At 66.4% G+C, this 12,612-nt stretch carries 10 protein-coding genes; 3 read left to right on the top strand and 7 right to left on the bottom strand.

The window, feature by feature from the left end; genetic code table 11:
• Nucleotides 1-7 precede the first annotated feature (7 nt).
• From CKO23_RS04695 to CKO23_RS04685, 3 genes are all read left to right on the top strand, one after another.
• Entirely contained in the window at nt 8-262 is a 255-nt protein-coding gene (locus tag CKO23_RS04695) for a hypothetical protein (protein ID WP_200328605.1), read from the top strand.
• Between the two features lie 262 nt (nt 263-524).
• Entirely contained in the window at nt 525-1,802 is a 1,278-nt protein-coding gene (locus CKO23_RS04690) for an EAL and HDOD domain-containing protein (protein WP_200328604.1), read from the top strand.
• Nucleotides 1,803-2,089: 287 nt separating this feature from the next.
• A complete protein-coding gene (locus CKO23_RS04685) occupies nt 2,090-2,737 on the top strand; it encodes an SOUL family heme-binding protein (RefSeq protein ID WP_200328603.1) in 648 nt (215 codons plus the stop codon).
• Nucleotides 2,738-2,780: 43 nt separating this feature from the next.
• On the opposite strand, the gene CKO23_RS04680 is transcribed toward CKO23_RS04685, so the two are convergent.
• The 7 genes from CKO23_RS04680 to icmH form a co-directional block, all read right to left on the bottom strand.
• A complete protein-coding gene (locus CKO23_RS04680) occupies nt 2,781-3,386 on the bottom strand; it encodes a DedA family protein (RefSeq protein ID WP_200328602.1) in 606 nt (201 codons plus the stop codon).
• Nucleotides 3,387-3,577: 191 nt separating this feature from the next.
• On the bottom strand, nt 3,578-4,993 hold the full coding sequence (locus tag CKO23_RS04675) for a sodium-dependent transporter (RefSeq protein ID WP_200328601.1): 1,416 nt from the start codon (nt 4,991-4,993) through the stop codon (nt 3,578-3,580).
• A 91-nt stretch (nt 4,994-5,084) separates the two neighbouring features.
• Nucleotides 5,085-5,732 (bottom strand): DUF2238 domain-containing protein, encoded by a 648-nt coding sequence (locus CKO23_RS04670; protein WP_242482215.1) that lies wholly within the window; start codon nt 5,730-5,732, stop codon nt 5,085-5,087.
• A gap of 318 nt (nt 5,733-6,050) precedes the next feature.
• Nucleotides 6,051-6,794, bottom strand: coding sequence for a PP2C family protein-serine/threonine phosphatase (locus CKO23_RS04665; protein ID WP_200328600.1), 744 nt, complete (start codon nt 6,792-6,794; stop codon nt 6,051-6,053).
• Nucleotides 6,791-7,552 (bottom strand): type VI secretion system-associated protein TagF, encoded by a 762-nt coding sequence (gene tagF / locus CKO23_RS04660; RefSeq protein ID WP_200328599.1) that lies wholly within the window; start codon nt 7,550-7,552, stop codon nt 6,791-6,793. The genes CKO23_RS04665 and tagF overlap by 4 nt, the downstream gene beginning before the upstream one ends.
• Nucleotides 7,549-11,115 carry a type VI secretion system membrane subunit TssM gene (gene tssM / locus CKO23_RS04655; RefSeq protein WP_200328598.1) on the bottom strand — a complete coding sequence of 1,189 codons (3,567 nt, stop codon included), beginning with the start codon at nt 11,113-11,115 and terminating at the stop codon, nt 7,549-7,551. The genes tagF and tssM overlap by 4 nt, the downstream gene beginning before the upstream one ends.
• Nucleotides 11,112-12,407, bottom strand: coding sequence for a type IVB secretion system protein IcmH/DotU (gene icmH / locus CKO23_RS04650; RefSeq protein ID WP_207168431.1), 1,296 nt, complete (start codon nt 12,405-12,407; stop codon nt 11,112-11,114). The genes tssM and icmH overlap by 4 nt, the downstream gene beginning before the upstream one ends.
• Between the last annotated feature and the right edge of the window lie 205 nt (nt 12,408-12,612).

The following is a 12,612-nucleotide window of genomic DNA, read 5'->3' as shown; positions in this document are numbered from 1 at the left end:
GGTGCCCGTGAGCCTCATCCTGATGCTGATCCTCAGACTGCTGCTCCTGAAGCCGCTGACAGGGCTGCAGCGCACGCTCCAGGATCTGACCCAGAGCGAGGGCGACACTTCTCGCCTCGGCGAAGACGCCATGGGGCGCGATCAGGCATTCGGTGGCAAGGTGGGTTCGATGGGAAGCTGGGTTCGGTGGCAAGCAATTCGCGTGGTATCGTCGATCGACTGGACCAGATCAAGCCCATCGCCGCGCCAACCAATCCGCTAACACGCAATGCCGCGAGCTCGCCAGCGCGGCGGAGCGCATCCAGTCACTCTCGAGTGCATTCGCACAGATGCAGTCGTTGACCACTGAACAGGAGTCAATCGCGGATGAGATCGCGCAGCGCATCGCCGAAACTCGTGCGGAAACCCTGCAATGCTCGCGCAATCAGCGATGCGCTGGCCGCCATCGCCCGCGAGATGCGCCAAACACCCAACGCGGTCACAGCGGAAACAGCCAAGTTCCGGACGCCCCGGCCTGCGCATCCATGAGTCACGCAGCACTGCCGAAAACAGAGGCCATCGCCTCATCGCGCCGCGGCGACGATGAACAAGAGTTCTTCGTGGCCAGACAGCCGATCTATGACCGGGGCATGGGGCTGATTGGCTACGAACTCCTCTACCGGCACGCCAATGTCGACTATGCCCGTATCCATGACGCCGACCTGGCATCCGCGTCCGTCATCAGCGGGAGCTTCTTTCAGATCGGGATCGACACGCTGGTCGGCAGTGCGCTCGCCTTCGTCAACATCCCCCGCCGCTTCATCGTCGAGCCCTCGCTGCTGCCCTTCTTCGAGGGTCAGCTGGTGTTGGAAATCCTCGAGGACGTCGAGCCAGACGCCGAGGTGCTGGACGGGCTGAGGCGCCTCAAGGAACTGGGGCACAAGATCTCCCTGGATGACTTCACCCTCGGCCCGGACCGCGAGCCACTGCTGGCGCTGGCCGATTATGTGAAGCTCGATGTGCTGCGCCACGACCCAGACCAGCTCCGCGAGCAGCTCGATCACCTGCGTGCCTATGACGTCGGTGTCGTGGCGGAAAAGGTCGAGACCCAGGAGATGCACAGCCTGTGCCTGTCGCTGGGATTCGACTACGTTCAAGGCTTCTTCTATTGCCGCCCGAAGACGGTGAAGCAGCGCGCCCTCAGCGCCAACGCCGCCGTGGTGCTGCGGCTGGTCCATCAGCTGCAGGATCCCGACATTGATCTCGGCGAAGTGGAGCGCATCCTCGCCCAGGACGTTGCGCTCGCTTACAGGCTGCTGCGCTACGTCAACAGTGCGGCCTTCGCCCAGCGGCGTGAAGTCGAGTCGCTGCGGGATGCCTTGGTCGTGGTCGGATTGGATCGGATGCGCGACTGGGCCAGCTTGATCTTGATGGGCAGAGTCGCGATCGGCAAACCGGACGAATTGGTCGTTACCGGCATGCTGCGCGCGCGCATGTGCGAATGCCTGGCCAAACGCTTCCTGCCCGAGATCCACCACCAGATGTTCGTCGTGGGCCTCTTCTCCATCATCGACGCCCTGCTCGACAGCGACATGCTGACCCTGCTGGACGATCTCTGCCTGAGCCTGCCGATCAAGCTCGCGCTCCTCGACGGCGAGGGTCCGCAAGGCGCCTTGCTGCAACAGGTGATCGCCTATCAACAAGGCGATTGGGATGGGTTGACGGAATGCACGATCCCCTACGACGCCTACCCCTCGGCCTATCTGGAGGCGATCAAGTGGTCCGATGAGGCGATGCAGCGACTCGTGGACGAGCCGGTCTGAGGGAACTCGGCCAGGCTCGCCGTGAGTCAGGAAGGCACCGGCGACCGCCAGCGTCCGGCCCCAGGATCGCCATCGCCATCGCCATCGCCTTCGGATCCTGCTCGCGTCAGCACTCGGACGATTCGCCTCTCGACCCCAAGCACTCGACAGCGCCCTGATCTCCAGTCGCTGGCGGATGCACGCTGATGGATCAATGGATGAAATCGACATCGGCGGCCATAGATGAACACCGACGGCATGCCGCGGCACGCTTCGATGTCCATCCAGATCAGGCCTTTCGATCGATCATGAAAATCCTTCTCATCGCTTTCTCCTCCCTCGCCTTGCTCGCCATCGCCGCCATGGCGATCTTCGTCTTCGTGGTGCAAAACGTCGAAACGCCGGACTACCAGGTCGAAAGAACCGACGGGCCGATCGAGCTTCGACGCTACCCGGCCATGGTGGTGGCGGAAGTGGCGCGCACCGGTCAGCGTAAAGCCGCGCTGAGCGCGGGCTTCTCGCCGCTCGCGAGCTACATCTTCGCCAAGGAGCGGGCTGGCGAACGAGTCGCCATGACCGCCCCCGTAACCCAGCAAGCGCGCGAGCGCATCCCCATGACGGCGCCTGTGACGCAGGCGCAAGCCGCCCCCGGCGAATGGAAGGTGCGCTTCATCATGCCGGCAGCCTATGCCCTGAAGGCCCTGCCGCCGCCAGCGACCTCCGATGTGCAGCTGCAGCAACTTCCCCCACAGCGGGTGGCGGCCGTGCGCTTCAGCGGCAGGACGACGGACGACAGCATCGCCGCGCAGGAAGCGGCGCTGCGGGCGTGGATGGAGCAACAAGGACTCCAGGCCGTGGCGCCCCCGGTCTACGCCTACTACAACGACCCCTTCACCCCTGGCTTCCTGCGGCGTAACGAGGTACAGATTCCGATCGCCGACGATCAGCGGGGATAGCGACCCACGTCGAGCACCACGCGGGTCGGCAACCGCCTCATTCCTAGCGCGCCGGCTGGCGGCGCTGCCAGACGAAGTAGCCCGCCAGGGTCAAGCCGACGAAGACCAGAACGGCGGCAGTCACCAGAGGCAGGTTGTCGTGGATCACCTGCTCATTGCCGCCGATGAAATAGCCGAAGGCGATGAGGATGGCGGACCAGAAGCCGGCGCCGAGGCAGGTATAGAAGGCGAAGGTGGTGAACTTCATGCGGCAGAGCCCGGCGGGCAGTGAGATGAGATGGCGAATCCCTGGGATGAGCCGCCCGGTGAAGGTGGAGATGGCGCCATGGCGCTCGAAGAAGGCATCCGTTTTGTGCAGCAGCGCGGGACGCACGAAGAAGTACCGACCATAGCGCTCAAGGAAAGGCCGCCCCACCAGGAGCGCGAAACCATAATTGATGGACGCGCCGACCAGACTCCCGATCGTCGAGGCCAGAAAGATGGGAACCAGGCCCATCTGACCCTGATAGGCCAGATAGCCGGCCGGGATGAGCACCAGCTCGCTCGGCACCGGCAGGACGGTGGACTCCAGGGCCATGAGGATGAAGATACCCGCGTACCCCCAGCCTTCGACCGTCACCAGAATCCAGTCGATGAATTCATGCAGCATCCGCGAAAACCTCGATCAGCGTTAGTTTCGGCGCGGGTCCAGACAAGGCCACGCGCCGAAGAAGATGCGCCGCGGCACAGGCCCTAATGGACCAGGTGCCGTGGCGCTGTGTAGGGTTCGACCATCGCGCCTCGATCGGCTCGGTCTGCTCCGTGGAGACTGACCCCATGAGACGCCCGCTCTCGTAGCGATCAGATGACCCCGATCGCATTGAAGAAGACGACGAGCACCAGCAACGGCGAGACGAAGCGGACCAGGAGCCACCAGGTCTTGTAGCCGATCCCCTCCCCCATCCCCAGCTCGTCGACGGAGGCGGCGCGCGACATCACCCAGCCGGTGAAGAGCGCGATGAAGAGGCCACCCAGCGGCAGCAGGATGTTGGCGGTCAGATAGTCGAGCAGATCGAACACCGTCTTGCCGAACAGCTGGAACTCCTCACCAGAGAGCACATTGAACGAGAGCACGCTGCCAATCCCGAGCAGCCAGGCCAGGATGCCAAGGAACACCGCCGCTGGAATGCGCTTCATCCCATGGTTCTCGACCAACCAGGCAACCGCCGGCTCGATGAGCGAGATCGCCGACGACCAGGCCGCGAAGACGAGGAGGATGAAGAAGAGGGTACCGAACAGCTGTCCCGCCGGCATGGCGCCGAAGGCGATCGGCAGCGTCTGAAAGATCAGGCCAGGCCCGGCGGCCGGCTCCAAGCCGTTGGCGAAGACGATCGGGAAGATCGCCATCCCCGCCAGCAAGGCGACGACCGTGTCCGCCACCACGATGGCGAAGGTCGCGCGGGCGATGGACGCCCCGCTCGGCATGTAGGAGCCGTAGACCATGATGGCGCCCATCCCGAGACTCAGCGTAAAGAAGGCATGACCCAGGGCGATGAGCATGGGCTCACCGGTGAAGTGACACGCCTCGCCCCCCGCCGCATCGAGCGCGCAGTCATAGAAGACCTTGTCGAAGTTCGGGCTGAACAGGAACGCCAATCCCTCGGAGAAGGCCCCAAGGGTCATCGCATAGCCGACCATCACCAAGAGCAGCAGGAAGAGCGCCGGCATGAGGACGGTCACCGCCTTCTCGAGTCCGCCGCGAACGCCGCGCGCCACGACGAACATGGTCATGACCATGAAGAGGCTATGCCACATGAGGATGGATCCGGGCGAGGCCAGAAGCCCGTCGAACAGGGCGCTCACCGTCTCCGCGCTGGCACCGGTGAAGCTGCCCGCGGCCGTGCGGAACACATAGGCCAGCGCCCATCCGGCAATCACGCTGTAGTAGGACAGGATCAGGAACCCCGTGATCACACCACCCCAGCCGAGCAGCGACCAGGCGCGGTGCGCCCCCTCGTCCTCGACCAGGGCGCGCATGGTATTGATGGGGCTCTGTCGACCGCGCCGCCCGAGCAGGATCTCCGCGATCATGATGGGCACACCGATCAGTGCGATGCAGACCAGATAGACGAGCACGAAGGCACCGCCGCCGTTCTCGCCGGAGATGTAGGGGAACTTCCAGATATTCCCGAGCCCGACCGCCGAGCCGATCGCCGCGAGAATGAAGATGAAACGCGACGACCACTGGCCGTGAATCGAGGTTCGCTTATCCGACATAGGCCCAGCCCCATGATTGGCAACCTTGCAACGGCCCCGCATTCTCCGTGAAGGGCGATGACTGAACAAGGCGCACGGAGCCGCGCCTGCGCTATTCCCGCCCCCCGGAGCCTTGCGCATCGCCGATGAGGCCGGCTAGTTGACGGTCATGGATGCCTGCGAAGAACCCCAGCGCGCTGACCGCGCCGATGAGCGCGAAAAACATGTCGGACTGCGTGTCCCAGGGATCGCCTTGGGTGCCCAGGAACGCATCGGCCCCCTGCCCCATCGCCAACGCGGTCCACCACTCGATGAGTTCGTAGCTGGCACTGATCGCCAGGGCGATGCAGACGACGATGAAGGCGAGCATTCGCCGCCCGCGCACCCAGGCACCGCGAATCAGGATCTCGCGCGCCGCCAGGGCCGGGACGAAGCCCTGCATGAAATGCCCGATCTTATCGTAGGGGTTGCGGCTCAGATCGAGCAGATCGGCGATGGCAAACCCCAGGGGGACGCGCGCGTAGGTGTAGGCGCCGCCGCCGATCAGCACCAGGGCGTGGACGAAGATGCAGACGTAGAGCAGGGTCGTCAGCGGGAACCGCCGATAGGTCACCCAGAGCAGGGGCAAGGCGACCATCACCGGGAACACCTCGAGCAGCCAGGTTGGCCGGTCGTAGGGGTACAGGCCAGAGACCAGAAGCATCGCGATCAGCGCACAGGCCGCACCGGCGAGGCCCAGCGAGCGGTTGAAAGGCATCATCCCCAATCACCTCGAATGGCGCATCAGCGGTTCAGGGTTGCAACAGTGGCTGCGCACCCTGCGTCAGACCAGCCGCCTGAAAGAGGCGGATGCCGCATTGGTCCGGCATCGGCTTGAACAGGATTCGGCCTGTCTCGGGACCCGACTCAGCATCCGACAAGAGCACCGCCACGAGGAGGCCGCACGATGACCAAGGTCGGTGTCGGCGTCGATCATGAAAGCCCACCGAATCCCGCGACGCCGTCAGGGGGCTGCGCTGTGCTTGTCCCTACGAACTTGAAGCATCGAAATGACCGGGACGTGCGGGAGAACCAAGGCTCAGGCTGGGCAGGAACCGAAATCGATGACGAGCGCCGTGACATTGTCGCGCCCGCCCGCCTCGCAGGCGGCCTCGACCAGGGTCTGGGCGACACCGGCCGGCTCTGGCTCGGCCAGGATCTCGCGGATCCGCTCCAGGCTCAGCTCCTTCACCAGACCGTCGCTGCAGAGCAGGTAGCGGTCGCCCTGGGCCAGGGCTTCCACCCGGCGGTCCAGCGCCAGATCGATATCGCCGCCGACGGCCCGGACCAGCACGTTCGAGAGCGGGTGGGATTCGGCCTGCTCGGGCGTCAGGATGCCCTGATCGACCATCTCCTGCACCTGAGTGTGATCCAGCGTCAGCTGCAGCAGCTCGCCGTTGCGCAGCCGATAGGCTCGGCTGTCGCCCGCCCACAGCAGCACGCAATGATCGCCCACCGCAATCACGATGACCACGGTGCTGCCGATGATGTCGCCCTGGAGCAGCTGCGCCTCGGCGACGAGCTGCTGGTTGACTTGGCTCAGGATGTCGCCGGCCTCGTCGGCCGCCACCCCGAGCAGACGCGGGTGCGAGAGCATCGCCAGGCGCTCGACGATGAGGCTGCTGGCCATTCCTCCCGAGCTATGGCCGCCCATGCCGTCCGCCACCACCCAGAGACCCAGCTCGGGACGGTCGAGATAGGCGTCCTGGTTGTAGCCGCGGACGCGGCCCGGATGGCTCGCGCCGCCGGACTTCCAGGTGATGCTTGCTGTGGCCTTGGTCATGCTGGATCCTGCGGCTGAGGGCTTGGCATTCCGACCCCAAGCTCCCACCAACCGTTCCCGCTCCAGTCCCCGCCGATCAACGCGGCGTAGCCATCCGCCGGGGGCAGCCCTTGGCAGGTGAGCAGCGACGGCGCGACCCGCTCCGAGCCGCACGACCACCAGAGGCTATAGGCGCAGTACATCTGATTCAGCGCCCGGCCCAAGAGCCCCGGGATCACCTGGCGCACGTCCGCCGGTGAGACCGCCGAGGCGCGCCAGGCGTTGTGGCGCATGGGCGCGCCCGGGGCCGAAGCCGCATCCGCGGCAAGACCCACGGGCTGCGGCGCCCCGAGCGCCACGACCTCGGCATCGAAGACGTCGATGTTCCAGTCGTCTTCCAGACCCGAGAGGGCCAGCTCCTCGGCGCGCTCCAGCCAGGCAGGCTCGCAGAGCAGACAGACAGGATCCGTCCCCGCAGGCAGCGGGCAGGCCAGGGTGAAGGGAAAATAGCGCCCGACCCGGTCGACGCTCGGCATGAGCACGCCGGCCCAGCCGTTCTGTCCGGCGACACCGGATGAGAGCACGAAGCGCCACAGCGGGCTCGTGAGATAGATATCCAGCCAGGCCTCGCCCATCTGGGTCTGACTGCTCACCAGCGACTCGCGCAGCCACAGATCCCAGGGTTGGGTGAAGTCGACGGGCAGGCGGCGGCTCACGAAATCGCCAAGACCCGGCAGCTTGCCGTAGAAGCCCGGAGCGGGTTGGTCCTTGCCGCTCACAGCCGCCCCGGACAGTTGAAGGCCCGAACTTCATCGAGCTTGAAGGGATTGCGCACGCTCACCGCGCGCAGCTCGAACTGCGCCGACAGGCCCGCCAGGGCGAAGTTGACGAGAAATTTCTCCTGCTGATTGGTCGCCCGCAGCGAGGAGCGGTCCAGCAGCTTGAACCAGGCCCAGGGCCCCTCCTCTGTCGTGCTCGGGCCGCTGCCCGAGCTGTCCACGAACACCAGACGCACCCGCTCGATGCCCTCGGGCGCCGGCCACTTCAGCGACTGCCCACGCAGCGGACCGTGCCGGTAATCCACGATCTGCCCGCCGAGGTCCAGGAGGAACTGGGTAACGCGCGCGTCCATGCTGACCGGCTTGATCTCGAAGGCCACGTCCGGCGTCTTGCCCCCGCTCATGAAGAATGCCTCGCGAATCACGGCCGCGCGCTGGAACTGGGCCAGGGCGTCGTTGGGGATACCGATGTTGGGGTCCGCCCAGCGCCAGGTCGGCCGCGCGGTATCCACCATCGCCATGAGGTTGTCCTTGAAGAAGCTGTCGATCAGACCGCCGGGGCCGAGCAGGCGGCCGAAATCGAAGAGCGTCGTCTCGCGCGCGCTGCCGCGCACGAAGGGATATCGGTCGTTGATCGCCTCGCGGCAAAAGGGCAGCACCTCCGCCGTCCAGACGTTGTTGAGGAGCGCGCGCGCCCGGTTGGCGGAGAGGTTGGAGCTGTCCTGCACCAGGGTGCCGATCCACTTGCTCACGACCGGCGGCAGCTGAGGCACCAGCGCCCGCGCCTCCTTGATCTCGGGTGAGTCGCCCGTCACCAGGGAGGCACGGCCAGAGGCGATGGCCGCACCGACCGATTGCAGCTGAAGATTCAGCTTGCTCAGGGTCTCGAGCAGGCGGTCGATGGGCGCCTGTCCCTGCTCGTTGGCGCGCACGAAGTCATGCAGCCAGGCGAAGCGGCGCGTGACATAGGCTTCGGGCACATCACCCTGAGCGGCAGGCTCGACGTCGCCCTCGAAATAACGGTCGACGCGACGGCGGAATCCATCGAGGCCAGCGCTGCCGTCCTTGCCCTTCTCCTCGGACGCCGCGGTCTCGGCCTGCGCGGGTGTGCGATCCAGCTCCGTCTGTTGGGCGGCCGCGATCAGCAGGCGCCGCATGGGGGATTCCTTGGGGTCCGCGAGGATGCGGGAGATCTCGGCGGCGTGCTGAAGATCCCGGACCGCCACCAGGTCGACGTCCTCAAGCAGGCTCTGCCATTGGATGACGTAGTCGTTGAGGTAGCGGCTGCGCACCTCATCGAGCAGGCGCCGCGCCTCCTTCGAGCCGGGCTCCAAGCGCGCACCCGGACCCAGGATCCAGCTGTCCGCCGCGGCGGCATCGATCAGGTGCGTGCTGGTCTCGGCAAAGCCGCGATGATAGCCGTCGAAGGTGTAGAGGGCCGGAATGCCCTGGTTGAGCGGGCGCCCGCTGCTGCGCACGAAGACCAGCTTGGCGAAGTCCCCGCCGGCGTCGCTGATGGTGAAATCCGGGAGGTCGTCGCCCACGCCCTGGCGCTTGAGACTGGCGTACACCCGGTCGGCCAGGGGCGTGCGGTTGAGGATGGCCCGCGCTTGCGCGATCACCTCGCCATCGAGCTCGATCGGCAGCGGAACCGGACGCCGGGCGAGCAGTGCCGCCAGGTGATCGCGCAGGGATTCCTGCTGCTCCGTGGTCGTCTCGCGCGGCAGGCTGCTCTGCCAGTCGCGCCCCACCCAGAGCTGCACGGCCTCGGCGTCGTAGTGCTCCTCGCTGCCCAACATGAGATAGACGCGCAAGGCGTCGTAGAGGTACTCGGGATCGCCGCCGGCGCCGCGGATCTGCTCCTCCAGGCGCAGGATGACGCGCGAGAGCAGAGCCTTGTTCAAGATGCGCAGGTAGGCGCGCTGCGCCTGCGAGCCCAGCTTGTCGCCTTGATAGAGCCCGAGCCCCATGGTCAGGGGCACGGAGGCGTCGCGCTCGGCATAGCCGCGGGGAATCTCGCGCGCGGCGTCCAGCAGCGGCAGCACACCCAGTGCATTGCGCTCCTCGGGCGCCAAGGCATCGATCTGCGCCTCGATCTCGACCACACGCTGGTCCACGTCCTCGATGTAGAGGCGGTTGCGCGAATAGCTGGTCGCCCAGGCCGCCGCCGCGACCAGGAAGATCGCTGCCACCCCGGCGTAGGCCCCGCGCCGCAGCCAGACACGGCGTCGCTCCAGCCTCAGATTGAGCCCGGCGATCCCGGCCTCATGGAAGACGACGTCGCGCAGCAGCCGCGTCAGGAAGAAGCTCTTACCCGTCCCGCGGAAGGGCATCAGACCCTGTCGCCCCAGACCGAAGTTGGCCGCGTAGGCGCTCAGGATGCGATCGATCGGCGTGCCCGTCTGGGTGCCGCTGGTGAAATAGACGCCACGCACCAGCGGCCGGATCTCGAAGCGCGAGGGGGCGAAGGCGTCGGTCAGGAAGCGCTCAAGGGCCTCGCCGAGCCCGGAGAGCTGACGCGGAAAGCTGAAGACCAGGGCGCGCTTGTGCGGCTCGCGCTCCTGCTCCAGCCGGACCAGCAGACGCTGATCGAGCCGCTCCATGAGCGCCTGCAGCTCGCGCGGGAAGGCCATGATGGACGGCGCGGCCGTCTCGGCTTGATCGAAGGCGAAGGTCATGCCCCAGACCTGCTCGCGGGCCTCCTTGCCGAGGTCCCCGAAGAACTCGGTGAAGCCGGCGACCAGGTCGGACTTCATGAAGAGCACGTAGACGGGCACCGCGAGGCCGAAGGCCTGACACAGCTCCTGGACCCGCTGCCGGATGGCCTTGGCGTGTGCGGCGCGCTCGGCCTGGGTCTGCTGCATGAGATCCGCGAGGCTGACCGCCACCAGCACGCCGTTGATGGGTCGGCGCGGCCGGTGCTTCTTCAGCAGTTCGAGGAAATGCTGCCAGGCGGCCTTGTCGACCTGCTCGTAGCTGTCCTGGGTGGTATAGCGCCCAGCGGTATCGATCAGCACCGCCTCGTCCGTGAACCACCAGTCGCAATTGCGGGTGCCGCCGATGCCGTGGATCGCGTCCTGACCCAGCGCGTCGGCCAGGGGGAAGCGCAATCCCGAGTTGACCAGGGCGGTCGTCTTGCCGCAGCCCGGCGGTCCGATGATGAGATACCAGGGCAGCTGGTAGACCCAGCGCCCGCCCAGCTTGTGCTTGCCCTCGGAGCCTTTGAGGGTTGCCAGCGCCAGGTCGAAACGCTCGCGCAGGGCGGCAAGTTCCTCCTCGGAGGCCAGCTTGGCGGGGTCCGGCTCGGCCTCGGACCCGGCGGCAAGCTGCTCCATCAGCTTACGGTTGCGGATGCGCGAGCGCACCGCCGAGCCGATCTGCGACAGTCCCCACACGCCGAAGAGGGTCCCGATCACCATCCAGCGCCGCCCGGCCGAGGCCAGCGGCTCCTGACCCCCGATACTGATCAGCGGCCCCAGGTACCAGATCAGCAGCGCCAGCGCGACCAGCCCGAGGAGGGCGAGGAAGCGTGCGGAGATGAAGAACTTGAAGAAGGACTTCATGGGCGGACCCCCGCGACCGAGGAGACGCCGTCGACGCGACGGACCGGGGTCATGAGCATCACCTCGACGCGCCGATTGCGGGCATCCTTGGGGTTCTCCGGAATCCGCAACTCGGTGTCCGCGCGGCCTTCCGCCGTGAAGCGCGCGGGGTTGCCGGCCACCTGGACGAGCAGGTCGCGGACATGGTCCGCGCGTGCCTGCGAGAGGTGCCAGTTCGACGGGAAGCGCAGCGTCTTGATGGGGACGCTATCCGTATGGCCGGTCACCAGCACGGCCCCTGGCAGTTGGGCCAGGGCCTCGGCGATGCGCCTGAGCAGCGGGATATAGGGCGCGCGCACGGCGCTGCTGCCGGACGCGAAGAGGTCGTCGCCGCGGATGATGACGACCTGACCCTGCGGCCGATCGACGACCTCCAGTTGCCGGGCGGCGATCTCGTCCGCCAGCAGGATCCGCAACGTCAGCGGCGGCACCCCGGTTGGCTGCTCCGGAAGGGTCTCGGGCGGCGAGCGCCGCGGGCGCTCCGTCAGGACCGGAAGACCCTTGTCCAGGCCGCCGAGCGAGAGGTAGACGGGGTCGGACAGACGATTGAGCGCGAACGTGAAATAGGCGAAGAGCGCAAGCAGGATGAGGGCGGCGATGGAGGCGAAGACCCAGAGCGGAAGCTGGTGGATGAGCGGGTCGCGCCGCTGCGTCACACCCTGCCAGTGCGGCGACAGCTCGGGTTCGGGCTCCCCGCGCTGACTGCGAATGGTCTGATAGAGCTGCTCGCGCACACGCTCCAACTGGCCCGCGCCGCCCTCGCGCACCCGGTAGCGCCCTTCGAAGCCGAGCGCGAGACAGAGGTACATGAGTTCCAGCAGGTTGAGGTTGCCGGCCGGATAGGCCAGCAGCCGATCCAGTGCCGAGAAGAACTTCTCCCCACCCCAGGCCTCGTTATGGAAGCTGATCAAGAGGCCGCGATTGCTCCAGACGCTCTGACTTCCCCAGGGCGTATCGAGCACGGACTCATCGATCAGCGAGCAAAGCACATAGCGGGCCGGCAGCACGACCGCGTCCACGAACCCCTTGGCGCGGGCGCAGGTCTCGAACGCGCGGACCTGGCGAATCAGTCCCTCGCGCAGCCCACCTGGATCCGGATGGGACTGGGTGCCGCGCAGCTGACCCGCGACGGTCAGCAGGCCGGTCGCGCAGGCAACCAGCGGATTGTCCAGGCTGAGCGGGAGATCCGCGACCTGAAAGCTCGGAGGCGCACTGGGGACGTCCGGCGGCGGCGCGGCCACCGCGGACCCCATTCCAGGCGCGCGTCGTCCACCCGGGATCGGACGAATGACCGTGGGACCTGCATCGCCTGGTGTAAGGAAGGGATCGTCGTCCGTCACGGCGCACTCACAGCCATACCCAAGTACCTCAGCATGTTCGTCTTCTCATGAGCCCGAAGCTCATGAAACGAGGCTCACGCGCCTCTGACAAATGACAACTGACAACTGACAACTGAAA

This window comes from Thiocystis violacea, assembly GCF_016583565.1.
Taxonomy (GTDB): domain Bacteria; phylum Pseudomonadota; class Gammaproteobacteria; order Chromatiales; family Chromatiaceae; genus Thiorhodococcus; species Thiorhodococcus violaceus_A.
Note: the sequence above shows the minus strand (reverse complement) of the source record. Positions and strands in the feature narration are given on the sequence as shown.

Excerpts from the sequence above, each read along its gene's own strand:
- CKO23_RS04675 (WP_200328601.1), bottom strand. The coding sequence starts at position 4,993 with ATGTCGGATAAGCGAACCTCGATTCACGGCCAGTGGTCGTCGCGTTTC.
- CKO23_RS04670 (WP_242482215.1), bottom strand. The coding sequence starts at position 5,732 with ATGATGCCTTTCAACCGCTCGCTGGGCCTCGCCGGTGCGGCCTGTGCG.
- CKO23_RS04690 (WP_200328604.1), top strand. The coding sequence starts at position 525 with ATGAGTCACGCAGCACTGCCGAAAACAGAGGCCATCGCCTCATCGCGC.
- CKO23_RS04680 (WP_200328602.1), bottom strand. The coding sequence starts at position 3,386 with ATGCTGCATGAATTCATCGACTGGATTCTGGTGACGGTCGAAGGCTGG.
- icmH (WP_207168431.1), bottom strand. The coding sequence starts at position 12,407 with ATGGGGTCCGCGGTGGCCGCGCCGCCGCCGGACGTCCCCAGTGCGCCT.
- CKO23_RS04665 (WP_200328600.1), bottom strand. The coding sequence starts at position 6,794 with ATGACCAAGGCCACAGCAAGCATCACCTGGAAGTCCGGCGGCGCGAGC.
- CKO23_RS04685 (WP_200328603.1), top strand. The coding sequence starts at position 2,090 with ATGAAAATCCTTCTCATCGCTTTCTCCTCCCTCGCCTTGCTCGCCATC.
- tssM (WP_200328598.1), bottom strand. The coding sequence starts at position 11,115 with ATGAAGTCCTTCTTCAAGTTCTTCATCTCCGCACGCTTCCTCGCCCTC.